This is a genomic window from Deinococcus aquaedulcis (genome assembly GCF_019693445.1).
In the GTDB taxonomy this organism is placed as follows: domain Bacteria; phylum Deinococcota; class Deinococci; order Deinococcales; family Deinococcaceae; genus Deinococcus; species Deinococcus aquaedulcis.
In genome coordinates this window covers 272,842-288,943 of the sequence record NZ_JAHRBL010000004.1, presented here as the reverse complement: position 1 = coordinate 288,943, position 16,102 = coordinate 272,842, and the positions used below count along the sequence as shown (strand labels likewise).

Here is a 16,102-nt window from a genome sequence, read left to right as displayed (position 1 = left end):
CTGCTCGGCCAGGAGCGCCCTGGAGTGGTCAGGATGCAAGGTGAGCGTCCTCAAGGCAAACCAACGATCACGCTCGTCGGCGGTTGAGGCTTGGCGTTGACGACGCAGCAGTTCGTCTTCACTTAAGTGCTTCAGGGCAATCGTCGCTTTGATGTATCAACTATACTTCAACTTCGTATTAATCGGCGGCGGTGGCGTGCTCCATCGGAAGGTCCAGATGGTGGGCCCCCGTGTCGTGCAGGCCCGCAAAGCGCAGGTGACGCTGGCAGATGAACCACATCTCGTCGCGGTCGTTGGGCAGGATGAAATAGGCGTCCGAGGACTCCGACGGGTTGTACACCCCCAGGACGCGGTAGGCGCGTCCTTCGGAAAAGCCGCTGGACAGGGGCCGGGGCATGGGGGCGCGCGGGCCGTCCAGTTCGACAATCCGCACGAACAGGTGGGGGTGAAAAGCGATCATGCGTCTATGGTGGCGCTGGCCAGTGGCCCCAAACGGAGAGAAGCCACACAAGCTCAGCAGTGGCCTAAGATCGCCTGAAGCTCCGCCAAGTGACGCATGAGTTTCCCTGGCCTGGGCCCCTATGCTCCCCCCATGCCCCTGCCCCCGGACGTTCTGCCCCGCCTGAGCCGCGCCGAAGCGCAGGCGCACAGCCGCTATGGCCGGGCGGCCACCTTTGGCCCGCTACACGCCGCCTTTGTGGGCCTGGGGCTGCCCCTGAACGCCGCGTGGCACGACGGCACCCGCCCGCCAGACGCCGATGCCCTGGCCGCCTTTGAAGCCTTTTGCGCCGAAGTGGGTACCCCGCCCACGGTGCACCTGCTCTCGGATGCAGTGCCGGGGGCGCTGGGAGTCCTGGGGGCGCGCGGCTACGCCCTGAGCACCGTGCTGCACGTCTACGCCCACGACCTGACGGCGCTGCCACCCAGAGCCGAGGTGCAGGAAACCCATGACGCCGAGACCTGGGCCGCCCTGTCGGCGCAGGGGTTCGGGGAGGGGAGCGGCCCCACCATGCAGGTGGTGGCGGCGGCTCCCGGCACGCGGCTGTTCGTGGCCCGGCGTGGGGGCGAGGCGGCGGGCAGCGCGGCCCTGAGTGTGACAGCCAGGGTGGCGGCGCTGTTTGGCATGTCCACCCGGCCCGACTATCGCGGCCAGGGCGTGCAGACCGACCTTCTTTCGGCGCGGCTGCACGCCGCCGCCCAGGCAGGGGCAGACCTTGCCAGCGTGTTCGTAACCCCAAGCAGCCCCAGCGAACGCAACATCCGCCGGGCGGGGTTCAGGCTGGTGGGCGCGCGGCTGACGTTGACCCAAAGCGGGCCAAAGGGCACTGAAGGAACAAGCGCCTGAGCCGTTCTGGGGCGACTCAACTGGGCAATTGAGCCTCTGAGCGAGAGACGTGGCATTCAGAGCCCAGCAGAGGCTTTCAAACTCTCCGCCTGCGCTGCCCTCACCGCGTCGCGCACTGCCCCACAGACGGCTTCCTGCACCAGCGCGCCCAGCAGCAGCGGATCGGCCGCCGGGCGCGCGCCACTGCTGAGCACGAAGGCGCTGTCGCCGTCCCAGAAGGTGTGGCTGGGGTGAATCACCCGCGCCAGGGCGGCCTGCGCGGCGTCGGCCAGACGGCGGCATTCGGGCTTGGTCAGGGCATGTTCGGTGACCACGGCCACCAGCGTGGTGTTCTCGGCGTCGCCGGGGGTAAAGGCCACGGCGCCCGGACCCACCCCGGGCCCGGCCAGCACGCCACCCTGCTCGTCCAATACGTCGCCAATGGGGTTCACCACCGCCAGCGCGCCCACCTGCACCCCACGGCGCTCGACCAGCACACTGCCCAGGCCGCCGGGCACTGCCCCGGTCCCCAGGTACTTGCCGGCGGTGGCCCCGGTGCCAGCCCCCACCCGCCCCCGGGCCACTGGCTCGGCGCTGGCAGCGCGGGCGGCGAGTTCACCTTCACGTTCGCCGGGGCGCACCGTGGGGTCGCCCACCCCCAGGTCATAGATCACAGCGGCGGGCACGATGGGCACACGTGCCCACGGGGTTTCATGCCCTATACCGCGCTCTTCCAGCACCCGCACCACCCCGGCCGCCGCCGCCAGCCCAAAGGCGCTGCCGCCGGTCAGCAGCAGGGCGTGCACGCGCTCCACCTTCTTTTCCGGCGAGAGCAGCACCCCCTCGCGCGTGCCGGGGCTGGGCCCCAGGAAGGATGCCGATGCGACAGCGCCCCCCGCCGGGCACAGGATGACCGTGCAGCCGGTGCGGGCGGGGGCGTGGGTCCAGTGGCCCACCTGAAAGCCTGGAATGCCGGTGAGGGTGCGGTTGGGGGTCATGCCGGGCAGGAGAGCACAGCAGGGAGGGGAACCCCCTCACCCCTTGCCGCGCAAGGCCCTCTCCCACGAGGGGAGAGGGTCGGAAATACAGCACCGCCGCTTGTCTTAGTCCGCCGCCTGGACCTCGTTCTTGCCCTGGCCGCCACCGCCGCGTGTGCGCCACAGGCTGACCAGCACGCCGCCCGCCAGGATGCCCACCGTGACGGTCAGACTGATGGCCGGGTCCACCTTGCCGAAGAACTGGCCGTAGAAGATCTTGCCGCCAATGAACACCAGCACCAGGGCCAGCGCAGGCTTCAGGGCGCTGAAGCGGTGAATCAGGGCGTCCAGGGCGAAGTACAGGGCGCGCAGGCCCAGAATGGCGAAGATGTTGCTGGTGTACACGATAAACGGGTCCTGCGTGATGGCGAAGATGGCCGGAATCGAGTCCACGGCGAACACCAGATCCGCGAATTCCACCAGCAGCAGCGCCAGCAGCAGCGGGGTGGCGTGGGTGCGCACGCGGCCCAGGGCATCGGGCAGCTTGGTCAGGAACTTCTGGCCGTCCAGTTTGGGGCTGATGGGCATGACCCGGCGCAGGGCGCGCACCACCGGGTGGCGCTCCAGGTCGGGGGTTTCATCGTGGCCGCCCTTGTTCAGTAGCAGCTTTACACCCGTCAGCAGCAGGAAGGCGCCGAACACCCACATGATCCAGTCGAACTGCGTGACCAGCGCTGCACCCAGCCCGATCATGATGCCGCGCAGGACGATGACGCCCAGAATGCCCCAGAACAGCACCCGGTGCTGCAGGTGGCGGGGAATCGCCAGCGCCGCGAAAATCACGCTGATCACGAACACGTTGTCCAGGGCCAGGGCTTTTTCCACGGCAAAGCCGGTCAGGTAGGCCATGCCGCTCTGGGCGCCCAGCGTCACCCAGATCCAGGCACCGAAGGCCAGCGCAATGGCGATGTAAAAGGCACTCAGCTTCAGGCTGCTGGCCACCCCGATCACCTGGGCATCGTCGCCGTGCTCGGCCGCCTTGGCCGCGCGGCGGCGGCTGAGGACCCCCAGGTCAAAGGCCAGCAGGGCCACCACCAGGGTCATGAACAGCAGCCACATCCAGGCGGGCTTGCCCAGCCACAGCACCGAAAACGCCGACGACAGATCCGCAACTATCGCTTCCACAGGGAGCCTCCAGTGGACGCGGCGAAGAGGCAGGGCCACCACCAACGAAAAACGCCGGCAGGGGCGCGGCCTTCACCGCGTTCCTGCCGGGTCTGGCCCTTTGTGCGCGCGACCGGGTGACCTTTGGCCACCGGATTGACGATCACGTGCTCCCTGAACTTCAGGGCGGCGTACTCCCCCGGAATGACCCCCAGTCTGGCAACCGGGGGCGGGCAAGATTGTAAGAAGGGCACACAGCCTGCCGGGGGAACAGTCTCCCCCAGCGGCTCAAGGGGTCTTCAGGGCGTAGCCGATGCCGCGCACGGTACGGATGATGCCGTAGCCGTCCAGATCGCGCAGTTTGGCGCGCATGTTGGCCATGTGCACGTCCACCACGTTGGAGTTGCTGGGCAGTTCGCCGTTCCAGACCTCGCGCTCGATTTCCTGGCGGGAATAGACGCGCCCCGGCTGGCGGGCCAGGAAGGTCAGCAGGTCGAACTCCTTGGGCGACAGGCGCACCTCGTGGCCGTTGTAGTGGCACAGGCGCTTTTGCGGATGAATCTCCAGCGGCCCAATCGAAATCACCTCGCCGTGCTGCTGGTGCCTCAACTGCACCTTCACCCGCGCCACCAGCTCTTCGGGGTGAAAGGGCTTGGTCATGTAGTCGTCGGCGCCCGCTTCCAGCAGGTTGACCTTGCGGTCCACAGCGTCCATGGCGGTCAGGATGATGATGGGCACGCTGCTCGTCTTGCGCAGGCGCCGGGCAATCTCGGCGCCGTCAAAGTCGGGCAGGCCCAGGTCCAGAATCACGAGGTCGGGGCTGCTTTCGCGGGCGCTGGTAAGGCCAGTGACGCCGTCAGGAGCGGCCAGCACCTTGTAGCCCGCCTGCTCCAGTTCGTACTGCACGACGCGGGTGATGTCTGGATTGTCTTCGATTAAAAGGATGCGTTGCTCCATAGCTGCTGTTGGGTCTCCTCGGGAACGCGGCGGGCCGGACCGTTCCGTGGCCGGCGGCGGACAACGGCGGACGTCCGCTGGCGGCGGCGGATGCGCACTGCACCTGTTTCCGGGACATGGTAGGGGGCGCGCGCCCTGATTGGGGCGCAGGCACGGTTTATGGTCCCTTAACAGCTGAAAAGTGTGGGCCAAAGCCAGGGCCCTAGACGCCAGGCACGGAAATGCTGTCCACCTGCACCCCGTAGCGCAGCAGCACGGTCTTCAGGCGCTGCATGGCCGCCACCGCCAGCGTGCGGTCTGAAGGGGCAAACGCCAGGGTCAGGCGACCGGGGGCGCCCCCACGCGGCTCTTGCACCTGCACCTGCAGCGGGCGGCGAAAGGCAGGGTCATGCAGCACGTCGCGCAGCACCCGGGTAAAGGCCAGTTCGTCCAGCCCTTCCAGCACGAAACTGATGCCCAGCGGCACCTGGGGCTCGGTCATGGCGCGCGCCTCATGGCCTTACCCTAGCGCCCGCCCCCGGCACGCCCACCAGAACGCGGCCTACAATGGCGCCCATGACCGGCCCCGACGACCTTGCCCACGAAGGGACCCCGCCCCTGCTGTCACCCGAGGACGGCACCCAGGGCCGCGTGTACGTTGAGCGCCTGAACGGCGCGGAGTTGTACTTTGAGGTGACCGGCGACCCGACAGGCGACGCCCCCACGCTGGTGTTCCTGCACGGCGGTCCCGGATACAACAGCTATTCCTTCCAGGCCCTCTTTGGAGACCGCCTGCCAGAGCCAGCCGTGTTTCTGGACCAGCGCGGCTGTGGCCGCAGCGGGCCCCTGGCCGACACCGACCAGGGCGACGAAACCCTGGACCTGGACACGCTGACGGGTGACCTAGAGGCCCTGCGCGAGTTCCTGGGGGCCCGGCAGATTGTGCCGCTGGGCCACGGCTTCGGGGCACTGGTGGCGCTGGAGTATGCCCGGCGTTATCCCACACGCACGGCGCGGGTGGTCGTGGTGAACCCCTGGGTGCATTTCCCCGAACTGGCCCTGACCCTGCTGCGCGAGGCCAGTGGGCGCCGGGGTGTGGCCCTGGAAGACCCCGCCGACGACCTGCGCGCCCGCACCCCCGAGGGCCAGTACCCGGCGGTGGGCGGCGCGCGCGTGGAGGCGGCCTTTGCGCTGCTGAACGCCCGCGACCTGCTCAATGCCCTGCAATTCCGTGACAATGCCAGCCGCATGCACCTGGAATTCACCGACGCCGAGGGGCAACTGCTGGGCGGCGGCGAGGTGGGCGACGCCCTGGTGGCCCAGGGCCTGTGGGAGTTTGAATACCCACCCTTCTTACAGGAGATCCGCCGCCCGGTGTTCGTGATCGCGGGCGCGCACGACCACACCAGCTACCCCGAGCAGGTGGCCTGGGTGGCCGACCTGACCGGCGGCGACGTGACCGTGCTGGACGCCGGGCACTACCCCTGGCTGGACGACGAGGACGCCTTTGCCGAGGCGCTGGACGACGCCCTGAGCCGCTAGGGGCCTCAGGCGGGGTGGGCAACTTCGCAATCGGGCGCGCGCGCCGGCCCGTATACTCCCCTGTGATTGCATGAAAGGGCTTATTCTCGCCGCTGGGCGCGGCAGTCGTCTTCTTCCCATCAGCGCCACACGGGCCAAACATGCCGTGCCGGTGGCCGGTGTGCCCATCATTGCCCGGGCGGTGCAGGCCCTGCGGGACGCGGGCATTCAGGACATCGGCATTGTCACCAGCCCGTCCTCGGAAACGGATCTGCGCGACGCCACGCAGGACAGCGGCCACCTCACCTTTATCCGCCAGAGCGAGGCCCTGGGCACCGGGCACGCCGTGCTGGCCGCCCACGCCTTTTTGGAGCATCAGCCCACGCTGCTGTACCTGGGCGACAACCTGTTTCAGGACAACCTCAGCCCCCTGGTGGCGGCCCTGCGGGACGCCGAGGCGGCCCTGGGGGTCAAGGCGGTGCCCAACCCGCAGGCCTATGGGGTGGCGGTGGTGCAGCACGGGCGGCTGCAGCGGCTGGTGGAAAAACCGCGCAAGCCCGAGAGCAACCTGGCGGCCTGTGGGGTCTTTGCCTTTCAGCCCCACTTGCTGGAGCATGTGGCCGAACTGGCCCCCAGTGACCGGGGCGAGATTGAATTCCCGCAGGCCCTGACCCGCCTGATGGCAGCGGGCGGCACAGTGCGCGCCGTGGAATTCAGCGGCTTCTGGTCCGACGCCGGCACCCCCGATGACCTGCTGGCGGCCAACACCCACTTTCTAGCGCAGCAGCGCCCGCGCGTGGATGGCCGCGCCGAGCGCAGCGTGATCACCGGCAACGTGGTCATTGAGGCCGGCGCGCTGGTGGAAGACAGCGTGATCACCGGCCCGGTGTGGATTGGCCCGCACGCGCTGGTGCGCGGCGCCACCCTGGGGCCTTTTGTGAGCATCGGCGCGCACGCCCGGGTGGACACGGCGCGGCTGCACGGCGCCCTGGTGGATGAATTCGCCCGCATTCTGCACCCCAGCCGCCCGCTGAGCCGGGTGCTGATTGGCCGCCACGCCCTGGTGTCGGCGCCCAGCGAGTCGGGCCTGCAGCTGGTGATGGGAGACCGCAGCGTGGTGCGGATCTAAAGGTCAGGCGCAGCTCGTCCACACTTGCCACGGCGCCGCGCGCCGTAGAGTGCGGGGTATGACACAGTCCAGGGACAGCGCCAGCAGCGGCGAGGGGCGGCCCGAGGGCGCCCGCAGTGAGGTGCTGATCAGCGGCGTGGACACTGGCCCGCCCGAACAGGAGCGCGCCAACCTGTCGCCCACCGAGGACCAGGCGCGCTTTCAGCCGGCCCACCCGGCCCACGAGCCCACCGACGAGGACGGATAAAGCCAGCCGCCCCCGCCCATACGCTAAACTGCCCCCTGCACGCGCCCCCGAGGACACCTCTTCGAGCGGGCGCAGTTTTCACGCAAGGAGAGTTTTCAGCATGGCCGGTCACAGCAAATGGTCTCAGATCAAGCGCAAGAAGGGTGCCAACGACAGCAAACGCAGCGCGATGTACTCCAAGCACATCCGCGCCATTCAGGCCGCCGTCCGCTCGGGCGGCAGCGGCGATCCCGCCGGCAACCTCAGCCTGAAAAATGCCATTGCCGCCGCCAAAAGCGCCACCGTTCCGGTGGACAACATTGAAAACGCCATCAAGCGCGCGGTGGGTGCGGGCGAGGGCGCGGCCGACTACAAGGACGTGACCTACGAGGGCTACGGGCCCGGCGGCACGGCCATCTTCATTGAGACGCTGACCGACAACGTGAACCGCACGGTGGCCGACATCCGCGCGGTGTTCAACAAGCGCGGCGGTTCTCTGGGTACCAACGGCAGTGTGGCGTGGCAGTTCGAGAAAAAGGGCGTGCTGCTGCTGAAAGACACCAGCGAGCAGGCCCAGGAAACCGCCATTGAGCACGGCGCCGAGGACATTCAGGAGTCCGAGGACGGCCTGGAAATCAGCACCGGCCCCAACGACCTGTACGCCGTGCAGGACGCACTAGCCGCTGCCGGTTTCACAGTCGAAAGCGCCGAGGTGGCCATGCTCCCCAGCAACACTGTGGCGGTCAGCGGCGACGACGCCAAGAAGCTCTTGACCCTGATTGACGCCCTGGAAGACCTCGACGACGTACAGAACGTGTACTCGAACGCGGAGTTCCCGGAAGAAGAGTAAGGAGGCCGATGGCAAATGGCAGATGGCCTTTCCTAGCCATCTGCCATCTGCCATTGCCCATTTGCCCCTTACAGCACCAGAGCCTGCGCCGTCCCCCCCAAACGGTCCCACAGGGTAAAGGCGGCGCGGGCGCCGGGGCGGATCACGCCCTCGTCGGTCCAGCCGGCGGCCAGGGCGGGGCCGTGGGTGTGGGCGCGCAGCACGTCCAGCTCCGTGAGGGCCTCGTGCGGGGCGAGGCGCTCGCCCCCGTCGTCCACGCGGGTGAGGGCGGCGGCGAAGTTGGCGCGGTAGTCGGGCGGGGCCACCGGGGCGTCGCTGCCAAAGGCCAGCACGGCGCCGGCGTCCTGCAGCGCCTTGAAAGCGTAGCTCTGGGCCTGCAGGTGCGGCAGCAGCGTGCGGATCATGGGGCCGTCGGCCTGCAGGTGAATAGGCTGAACGCTGGCGGTCAGGCCCTGAAAGCGGGGGATGTCCTGGGGGCGCAGATGCTGGGCATGTTCAACGCGCAGGCGCACGCCCTGCTGCCGGGCGAGCCCCCGCAGGTCGTCGTAGGCGTTCAGGACTTCGGTGTTGGCGCGGTCGCCAATGGCGTGGGTGACTGGGGTCAGGCCCAGGTGCAGCGCCTCGCGGCCCCGTTCGCGGATCAACTCCGGCGAGTCCAGCGGGATGCCGGTGCCCGAGCCGTCGGCAAAGCCCGGGGCGTGCAGCCACGCGGTGCGGCTGCCCAGGGCGCCGTCAGCAAAGAACTTCACGCCACCCCACTGAAACAGCCCGCCCGGCGTGCGGCGCAGGCCCAGCTCCCGGGCCAGCTCCAGGCGGTCATGCGGCAGGCAGGCCCACACGCGCAGGGGCAACTCGCCGGCGTCGGCCAGGGCCTGCAGGGCGCGCGGCGCTTCGGGGGCTTCGAAGGCCATGGTGTGCGCGCTGACATACCCCCGCGCGGCCAAGTCCTGGGCCCCAGCGCGGGCGGCGGCCAGATACTGCGCCTCGCTGGGCGGCGCAATCACCGCCTCCACCAGCCCCGAGGCGTGCTCCAGCAGGCAGCCCAGGGGCCGCACAATCTTGCCTCCCTCGGGGTCTGGCGTTTCCTCGTGGATGCCCGCCGCCCGCAGCGCCGCCGAGTTTGCCCAGGCCATGTGCAGATCGCGCGAGTACAGCAGCACCGGGTGGTGCGGGCTCACCTCGTCCAGCAGGGCCGCCGAGGGGTAGTCACCCAGGCCCAGTTCGGACAGCAGAAAGCCCCCGCCGCGAATCCACTCTCCCTGGGGCGTGTTCAGCACGCGCTGGGCCACCTTCGCCTGCACCTCGGCCACGCCCCGCGCGCCGTGCAGGTTCAGCTGCCCCAGGGAAAAGCCGTAGGCCACTAGATGAATGTGGGCCTCCGAGAGCCCTGGGGTGAGCAGCAGGTCGCGGTGGTCGCGCACCTCGGCGCGGGGGGCCAGGGCGCGCAGGTCCTCGCGCGTGCCCACCGCCAGCACACGGCCGCCGCCCACCAGCACCGCGTCGGCGTTCGGGTGCTGGGGGTCCAGGGTCAGGGTACGGGCCTGCAGCAGGGTCAGCGGCGCGGGGGCCGCCGGGGTGGGCTGGGTCATGTGCGGCAGCGTAGTGCATTGGGCGCGTGGGCGTTGGGCTGGTCTTTAGTCCTGGCGCCAGGGCCGCCCGGTTTCGTAATACACTCACGCCATGCCCCGCATCCTCGTGGTGGATGACGACGCCGCCATCCTCAAGCTTGTCAGCGTGATTCTGTCCCGCGCCGGGCACGAGGTGCGCACCAGCACCCACCCGGTCGAGGCCCTGGACCTGCTGAAGGTCTTTACCCCCGATCTGGTCATCAGCGACGTGGTGATGCCGTACATGACGGGTCTGGAATTCCTGGAAAAGGTGCGGGCCCACGAGCAGCTCTCGGCCATTCCGTTCATGCTGCTTTCCAGCCATGCTGAACGCGGCGATGTGCGGCGCGGCATGAACCTGGGTGCCGACGACTACCTGCCCAAGCCCTTTACCCCCCAGGACCTGACCACCGCCATTGACGCCCGCCTGAGGCGCGCGGGCCTGACCCTGCAGGGCGAAAGCGGCATGCAGGCCAAGGGCCTGGGCACCGCGCAGGTGGTGTGGAAGGGCAGCGCGGTGTCGTGGGTGAGCCGCAAGGCGCTGGAGCTGTTCTTTTATCTGCTGGAACACAAGGAAGTCACCAGCTGGGAAGCCGCCGAGGCCCTGTGGCCCGAGAAGGACGAGGCCCGCGCCAGCAGTCTGTTTCACACCACCCTTCACCGGTTGCGCCGCAGCCTGAGCAACGAGGCGGTGGTGAGCGCCAACCGCCGCTACGCCCTGAACGCCGACCTGAACCCCGAATACGACGTGCAGCGCTTTGAACTGCTGGCCGCCCAGGCCGAGCAGGGCAGCCTGGGGCTGGAAGAACTGCGCGAACTGGTCACCCAGTATGGCCAGTTTCTGCCCGGCACCGACAGCCCCTGGGCCGACGACGTGCGCGCCCGCCTGGAGCAAAAGCAGCTGAGCCTGCTGGGCATTGCCGCCCGCGCCGCCACCCTGGCCGGACGCGACCGCGACGCCGCGCAGTTTCACCAGCGGGCCCTGGCCATTGACCCCATGAGCGAGAGTGACTGGCAGGGCCTGGCCCGGGCGCTGGACACCATTGGTGATCCCCGGGCGCGGCTGGCCGCCCAGCGGGAAGCGTGGTGGGCGGTGGATCTGGATTAAGGAACAAGGGGGGGCCGCAGGCACACAGGTGCAGCGGCCCCTGCCTCATTTGCGGCGCGCGGGGCCAGGCCTCTTGGGTACCCTGAGTGCACAACCGGTCAGGAGGTCCCCCATGTTTTCCCCAGAACAACGACTGAGTAACGACGGCGGCAAGCCCGCGCCCAAGCCCCAGCAGCCCGCCGCGCCGATGGCCCTGAAAAAAGCCCCCAAGAAATGGGAGCGCACCTTTGTGGGCAAGGGCAAAGACGTGAAGTTTCAGCTGCGCATTATCCGCGACGAAAGCGGCCAGTTAACTGGCCGCTATATGGCCACCCCCGGCAACAACGACGGCTGGCGTGTAGAGGGCATGATCCGCGAGGACAACACCTTCGTGTTGAAAGGCACCGACAACAACGCCGAGTTTGAAGGTAAATTCAGCCCCGACGGCAAGAAGATCACCACCAGCTTCAACAACAAGACTTCGAGTGGTGAATTCAAGGTCGAGAGCATGGCGATGGGCTTTGTGGTGATGCCGCCGAGGGTGGCTCCGAAACCCGCTGGCAATGGGCCTCAGGGCGCAAATCCAGACAGCTCCGCCGCAGGCCAGAACGCCGAGACTGAGGTCTCACCTGCAGAAGTGCAGACGGCCATCAAAGCGGCACAGGAGACCGCCAGAACTCTGGGCAAGGCGTTCACCCCTAGCTCAAAAGAGCACGTTGAAGCCATTCTGCGCCATTGTAAAAAAGCTGGAATCACTGATATTAACCAAGTTGCTTACATCCTTGCTACTGGAATCTGGGAGTCCAACGGATTTACTGCTCTTAGAGAGAAATATGACTCCGGCTGGGATCCGGAAGACTATTTCGAGCAGAAGTATGGCTGCAATCCCACTAAAACTCTCAAGTCTGACAGCAAACGTCTAGCAGATGGCGTATCTGCTCAAACCATTTTGGCAAAACGCAAGCAGAGAAACATCACGGAACTGGGCAACACCAAGCCGGGAGATGGATACAAGTATAGAGGTCGAGGCTATGTCCACCTCACGGGGAAAGCAGGCTACACGCGAGCACAGAAAGAGATTGTAGAGCCGAGTGGATATAAGATAGATGGCAAAATTCCCAACATCGTAGAGAATCCAGATCTCGCCGCAAGTGATCGCGATTTAGCAGGCATGATCATCGCGAAGGGGATGATGATGGGATTATTTACTAAAAAGAGCTTGAGTTCTTATGTTGCCGGCGCGAATATTGACTTCTCGGGAGCAAGACGAGTAGTAAATGGGACTGACTCTGCTGATGTGATCGCAAGGGGCGCTGCCACCGCCTCTCAAATGATGACCAATAATAACAGCGACCAAATTGAAGGGATCGAAGAATTAACGGATGAGCAGCGCGACGCTGTTCGCAACATTCCGAAAGGTGGATATACACAAGAAGAAATCCAGAGAATTACAAAGGGGGTTGAAATAGGTAGCTTCAAAGGAATAAGTGCTTATTATAATGGGACAGTAGAAAAGGAAACTTGGGGCAATAACTTTGGCGCAGGTGGCTTGTACTATGGTTTCAAATGGCAGTGCGTGGAGTTTGTTCGAAGGTTTACACATTTAAATTCTGGAGTCTATTTACATGAAATGGGTCATGCAGGAACTTGGTTCAAGAGCCATGTACAGGATGGCCAGAAGGGCCACAGTGGCCATCCACAGTATAGAAACTATGACATAAAAACTAAACTTCGAACCGGGAGCAAGGAAAAGCCTCAAGTAGGCGATATTATAGTTATAGGCACATCAACCTTCGGCCATGTTGCCATCATAGCCGAAGTAAACGACGATAGCATCGTAATCGTGCAGCAAAATGTAGAGACCAAATTTAGCGAATCAATCTCCATGGCTAATAAGAATGGGAAGTGGATTCTCGAGAGTCGAGTTCTATGCTGGATAAGGCCAAAATGAGATATTTTGTTTTTCTTACGCTGCTGGCTTCCTGTACAGCCCACTCATCCGCATTGTTAGGACAAGGGAGTCTAAAGACCCTGACAACATCCTTATTTTGCAATAAATACAAATGTCAGTCTGTAGATAACAACGAATCAGCAGATGTTCTGCAATATGAGGTCCTATTCAAAGACTCCTCCGGGAAGCAATTGGAGACATTCTTCGATGTTTATTACGAGAACAACCTCGTGAAGGGTTTAGTGCTCCAAATTGGTATCGACTATCCGAAAAATAAATTGAATCTTGATTATTCAGTCATAGTGGACGACTTCTACCGATTAGCGACCGGACGCCAAATATTGCCCCAGCAACAAAGATTCTATGGCGGCAAGGTCACAGAGTGTTATGATAAACTTTATGCTTCACTAGCAAAGTCTAAATCAAATACGAGGTATTTGCTAGAAGTGGGAAAAACCACCGATGGTCGTACATACTCGGCATACTGCTCGCAGTTATTTCTTGGAAATAGCAAAAGATCGAATAGATCGATAATTATAACCGTTAAATGACCGATCCAAAGCAACTATAATTTGCAATCAGCTCTTTCAAATAAGACTTCTTCCGTGTGCCGGTAAATCGCCCATCCTCGCTATACTCTCTCCTATGTCCACCTCGCTCTCCACGGCCCAGATTCGCGAGAAGTACCTGCAATTTTTCGAAAGCAAGGGGCATCTGCGCCTGCCCAGTTACTCCACAGTGGCGCCCGATCCCACCACCCTCTTCACTGTGGCGGGCATGCAGCCTTTCAAAGATCAGTTCATGGGGGCGCCAGCGGTCTTTGACGGCGTGGCCAGCAAGCGCGTCACCACGGCGCAGAAGTGCCTGCGTATTGGCGACATTGAAAACGTGGGGCGCACGCTGCGCCACTGCTCGCTGCTGGAAATGCTGGGCAACTTCAGCTTTGGCGACTACTTCAAGCGCGAGGCCCTGACCTGGGCCTGGGAATTCCTGACCAGCCCGGACTGGATGGGCCTGGACCCCAGCAAGCTGCACGCCACGATCTACCAGGATGACGAGGAAGCCTTCGCCATCTGGACCCAGGAGATTGGCCTGCCCCCCGAGCGGATTCTGCGCTTTGGGGCCGACGAGAACTTCTGGCCGGCAGACGCACCCAAGGAAGGCCCGAACGGCCCCTGCGGTCCGTGCAGCGAGATCTTCTATGACCGTGGCCCCAAATACGGCGACGATACCTGGGCCGAGTACGCCGACACCCGCGAGAGCGCCCGCTTTCTGGAAATCTGGAACTGCGTGTTCCCCCAGTATGACCGTCAGGACCCACTGCCCGACGGCACCCCGGTCCTCAAGGATCTGCCGTTCAAGAACATTGACACTGGCATGGGCCTGGAGCGCATTGCGACGGTCGTGCAGGACGTGTACGACTTCTACAGCAACGATGTGTTCGCGCCCATCATCGCCAAGGTGGTAGAGCTGAGCGGCCAGCCCTACGAGGGGCCGCAGAACGTGTCGCACCGCGTGGTGGCCGAGCACACCCGCTCGGTGAGCATGGTGATTGCCGACGGTTCAGCGCCCAGCAACACCGGGCGCGGCTATGTGGTGCGCAAGATTCTGCGCCGCGCCTCGCGCCACGCCTACCTGCTGGGCCTGCGCGAACCCAGCCTGTATCAGCTGGTGCCCCTGGTGGTCGAGCGCATGGGCGAGGCCTACCCCGAACTGCGCGAGCACCAGGCCAAGATTGAAGCCACCATCCGCGCCGAGGAAGAGCGCTTTCTGAAGACGCTCGAAGGCGGCATTCAGCGCCTGGGCGGCCTGCTGACCGGCATGCAGCGGGGCGACGTGCTGTCGGGCGAGCACGCCTTTGTGCTCTACGACACCTACGGCTTCCCAGTAGACCTGACCAAGGAAATTGCCGAGGAATACGGCATCACCGTGGACGAGGCCGGGTACGCCGAGAGCCTGGAGAATGCCCAGAACATTGCCCGCGCGGGCAGCAAATACGGCAAGTCCGAGCTGTTTGGCAGCAACCAGGAGGCCCTGGACGGCCTCTCCCCCACCGAGTTCGTGGGCTACGACGACCTGCAGGCCGAAGGGCAGGTGCTGGCGCTGGTGGGCGCGGGCGAGCGCCTGGAGCACCTGGCGGCGGGCAGCGAGGCCACGGTGGTCCTGTCGCGCACCCCCTTCTACGCCGAGGGTGGCGGCGAGGTGGGCGACACCGGGCGCCTGGAGTGGGAAGGCGGCGCTGGTCTGGTCCGGGACACGCGCAAGACGCCGCAGGGTGTGTTCCTGCATGACGTGCTGGTGGAAGAAGGTGAGTTGCGCAGCGGCATGACCGTGCGCGGCGTGGTGTCTGGTGGGCGGCAGGCCATCCAGCGCCACCACACCGCCACTCACCTGCTGCACGCCGCGCTGCGGGCGGTGCTGGGGAGCGGCGTGGCGCAGAAGGGCTCGCTGGTGGCCGCTGACCGCCTGCGCTTTGATTTCTCGCACGGGGCGGCCTTGAGTGCCGATGAACTGGCCGCCGTGGAAACGCTGGTGAGCCGCTGGATCAGCGCGAACTTCGCGGTGTCGTGGCAGGAAATGCCCATTGCCCAGGCCAAGGCCGCCGGGGCCACCGCCCTGTTCGGTGAGAAGTACGGCGAAACCGTGCGCGTGGTGAGCGTGGAAGGCGACGTGAGCTACCACGGCCAGCCTGTGAGCAGCAAGGAACTGTGCGGCGGCGCCCATGTACGCCGCACCGGCGACATCGGCGCCTTCGTGCTGCTGAGTGACGAGAACGTGGCGGCGGGCGTGCGCCGCGTGGAGGCCCTGGCGGGCGAGGCTGCCACCGCCTGGGTGCGCGAGCGCCTGAACGCCGCCGCCAAGGTGGCGGGCCTGCTGAACACCAGCCCCGAGGGCCTGGAAGCGCGGGTGTCTGGCCTGCAGGGCCAGCTGAAGGCCGCCGAAAAAGAGGTGGCCGCCGTCAAGCGCCAGCTGGCCGAGGCCCAGATGGGTGGCGGGGGCGCAGCGGCCCAGACCCGCGAACTGGGCGGGTTCCAGGTGGCCGCGCTGAAACTGGCGGGCATTGAAGGCAACGAACTGCGCGCCGCCGCCGACAAGCTGCTGGACCAGAGCGGCGCCGATCTGGTGGTCGTGGCCGGTGACAAAGGGCTGGTCGTGAAGGCCACCAAGGCCGCCGTGGGCCGGGGCGCACACGCCGGGCAACTGATCGGCAAGCTGGCGGCGGCCGGCGGCGGCAAGGGCGGGGGCCGCCCGGATATGGCCCAGGCCGGCATTTCGGATGCCGAGGCGGCGCTGGGGGCGCTGGACGGAGCGTTCTAACGGCCAAAGGGA

Annotated in this window: 14 protein-coding genes; 8 read left to right on the top strand and 6 right to left on the bottom strand. The window is 65.5% G+C overall.

Features of this window, described 5'->3' with window-relative positions; genetic code table 11:
- Window positions 1-178: 178 nt before the first annotated feature.
- Window positions 179-460 carry a hypothetical protein gene (locus KMW22_RS08075; protein WP_221089512.1) on the bottom strand — a complete coding sequence of 94 codons (282 nt, stop codon included), beginning with the start codon at window positions 458-460 and terminating at the stop codon, window positions 179-181.
- 132 nt (window positions 461-592) lie between these two features.
- Here KMW22_RS08075 and KMW22_RS08070 point away from each other — a divergent pair, with 132 nt between their 5' ends.
- Window positions 593-1,345 carry a GNAT family N-acetyltransferase gene (locus KMW22_RS08070; protein WP_221089511.1) on the top strand — a complete coding sequence of 251 codons (753 nt, stop codon included), beginning with the start codon at window positions 593-595 and terminating at the stop codon, window positions 1,343-1,345.
- Between the two features lie 56 nt (window positions 1,346-1,401).
- Here the strand turns inward: KMW22_RS08070 and KMW22_RS08065 are convergent, their stop codons facing one another.
- The 4 genes from KMW22_RS08065 to KMW22_RS08050 form a co-directional block, all read right to left on the bottom strand.
- A complete protein-coding gene (locus tag KMW22_RS08065; RefSeq protein ID WP_221089510.1) occupies window positions 1,402-2,322 on the bottom strand; it encodes a P1 family peptidase in 921 nt (306 codons plus the stop codon).
- A gap of 105 nt (window positions 2,323-2,427) precedes the next feature.
- On the bottom strand, window positions 2,428-3,486 hold the full coding sequence (locus tag KMW22_RS08060) for a TerC/Alx family metal homeostasis membrane protein (protein WP_328774634.1): 1,059 nt from the start codon (window positions 3,484-3,486) through the stop codon (window positions 2,428-2,430).
- A 267-nt stretch (window positions 3,487-3,753) separates the two neighbouring features.
- The gene (locus KMW22_RS08055; RefSeq protein WP_107137559.1) at window positions 3,754-4,422 is read right to left on the bottom strand and encodes a response regulator transcription factor; all 669 of its coding nucleotides are present in this window, start codon (window positions 4,420-4,422) and stop codon (window positions 3,754-3,756) included.
- Window positions 4,423-4,624: 202 nt separating this feature from the next.
- Window positions 4,625-4,903: a hypothetical protein gene (locus KMW22_RS08050; protein WP_221089509.1), complete on the bottom strand. Its 279-nt coding sequence runs from the start codon at window positions 4,901-4,903 to the stop codon at window positions 4,625-4,627.
- Window positions 4,904-4,977: 74 nt separating this feature from the next.
- Between KMW22_RS08050 and KMW22_RS08045 the strand changes: the two genes are divergently transcribed.
- The 4 genes from KMW22_RS08045 (at window position 4,978) to KMW22_RS08030 (ending at window position 8,127) form a co-directional block, all read left to right on the top strand.
- Window positions 4,978-5,943, top strand: a complete 966-nt coding sequence (locus KMW22_RS08045; protein ID WP_221089508.1) for an alpha/beta fold hydrolase — start codon at window positions 4,978-4,980, stop codon at window positions 5,941-5,943.
- 70 nt (window positions 5,944-6,013) lie between these two features.
- Entirely contained in the window at window positions 6,014-7,051 is a 1,038-nt protein-coding gene (locus KMW22_RS08040; protein ID WP_221089507.1) for a sugar phosphate nucleotidyltransferase, read from the top strand.
- 58 nt (window positions 7,052-7,109) lie between these two features.
- Window positions 7,110-7,298: a hypothetical protein gene (locus KMW22_RS08035; RefSeq protein ID WP_221089506.1), complete on the top strand. Its 189-nt coding sequence runs from the start codon at window positions 7,110-7,112 to the stop codon at window positions 7,296-7,298.
- 100 nt (window positions 7,299-7,398) lie between these two features.
- Window positions 7,399-8,127 (top strand): YebC/PmpR family DNA-binding transcriptional regulator, encoded by a 729-nt coding sequence (locus KMW22_RS08030; RefSeq protein ID WP_221089505.1) that lies wholly within the window; start codon window positions 7,399-7,401, stop codon window positions 8,125-8,127.
- A gap of 68 nt (window positions 8,128-8,195) precedes the next feature.
- Here the strand turns inward: KMW22_RS08030 and KMW22_RS08025 are convergent, their stop codons facing one another.
- Window positions 8,196-9,716: an amidohydrolase gene (locus KMW22_RS08025; protein ID WP_221089504.1), complete on the bottom strand. Its 1,521-nt coding sequence runs from the start codon at window positions 9,714-9,716 to the stop codon at window positions 8,196-8,198.
- Window positions 9,717-9,807: 91 nt separating this feature from the next.
- On the opposite strand from KMW22_RS08025, the gene KMW22_RS08020 reads away from it, so the two are divergent.
- From KMW22_RS08020 to alaS, 3 genes are all read left to right on the top strand, one after another.
- The gene (locus tag KMW22_RS08020; protein WP_221089503.1) at window positions 9,808-10,842 is read left to right on the top strand and encodes a response regulator; all 1,035 of its coding nucleotides are present in this window, start codon (window positions 9,808-9,810) and stop codon (window positions 10,840-10,842) included.
- A 112-nt stretch (window positions 10,843-10,954) separates the two neighbouring features.
- Window positions 10,955-12,772, top strand: coding sequence for a CHAP domain-containing protein (locus tag KMW22_RS08015; protein WP_221089502.1), 1,818 nt, complete (start codon window positions 10,955-10,957; stop codon window positions 12,770-12,772).
- Between the two features lie 645 nt (window positions 12,773-13,417).
- Complete coding sequence (alaS, locus tag KMW22_RS08010; protein WP_221089501.1) at window positions 13,418-16,090, top strand: alanine--tRNA ligase; 2,673 nt, start codon at window positions 13,418-13,420, stop codon at window positions 16,088-16,090.
- The last annotated feature ends 12 nt before the right edge of the window (window positions 16,091-16,102 follow it).

What these genes read in the sequence shown, in the direction of transcription:
- KMW22_RS08070 (WP_221089511.1), top strand. Translation starts at nt 593, where the DNA reads ATGCCCCTGCCCCCGGACGTTCTGCCCCGCCTGAGCCGCGCCGAAGCG.
- KMW22_RS08015 (WP_221089502.1), top strand. Translation starts at nt 10,955, where the DNA reads ATGTTTTCCCCAGAACAACGACTGAGTAACGACGGCGGCAAGCCCGCG.
- KMW22_RS08075 (WP_221089512.1), bottom strand. Translation starts at nt 460, where the DNA reads ATGATCGCTTTTCACCCCCACCTGTTCGTGCGGATTGTCGAACTGGAC.
- KMW22_RS08045 (WP_221089508.1), top strand. Translation starts at nt 4,978, where the DNA reads ATGACCGGCCCCGACGACCTTGCCCACGAAGGGACCCCGCCCCTGCTG.
- KMW22_RS08025 (WP_221089504.1), bottom strand. Translation starts at nt 9,716, where the DNA reads ATGACCCAGCCCACCCCGGCGGCCCCCGCGCCGCTGACCCTGCTGCAG.
- KMW22_RS08030 (WP_221089505.1), top strand. Translation starts at nt 7,399, where the DNA reads ATGGCCGGTCACAGCAAATGGTCTCAGATCAAGCGCAAGAAGGGTGCC.
- KMW22_RS08040 (WP_221089507.1), top strand. Translation starts at nt 6,014, where the DNA reads ATGAAAGGGCTTATTCTCGCCGCTGGGCGCGGCAGTCGTCTTCTTCCC.
- alaS (WP_221089501.1), top strand. Translation starts at nt 13,418, where the DNA reads ATGTCCACCTCGCTCTCCACGGCCCAGATTCGCGAGAAGTACCTGCAA.
- KMW22_RS08020 (WP_221089503.1), top strand. Translation starts at nt 9,808, where the DNA reads ATGCCCCGCATCCTCGTGGTGGATGACGACGCCGCCATCCTCAAGCTT.
- KMW22_RS08055 (WP_107137559.1), bottom strand. Translation starts at nt 4,422, where the DNA reads ATGGAGCAACGCATCCTTTTAATCGAAGACAATCCAGACATCACCCGC.
- KMW22_RS08065 (WP_221089510.1), bottom strand. Translation starts at nt 2,322, where the DNA reads ATGACCCCCAACCGCACCCTCACCGGCATTCCAGGCTTTCAGGTGGGC.
- KMW22_RS08050 (WP_221089509.1), bottom strand. Translation starts at nt 4,903, where the DNA reads ATGACCGAGCCCCAGGTGCCGCTGGGCATCAGTTTCGTGCTGGAAGGG.
- KMW22_RS08035 (WP_221089506.1), top strand. Translation starts at nt 7,110, where the DNA reads ATGACACAGTCCAGGGACAGCGCCAGCAGCGGCGAGGGGCGGCCCGAG.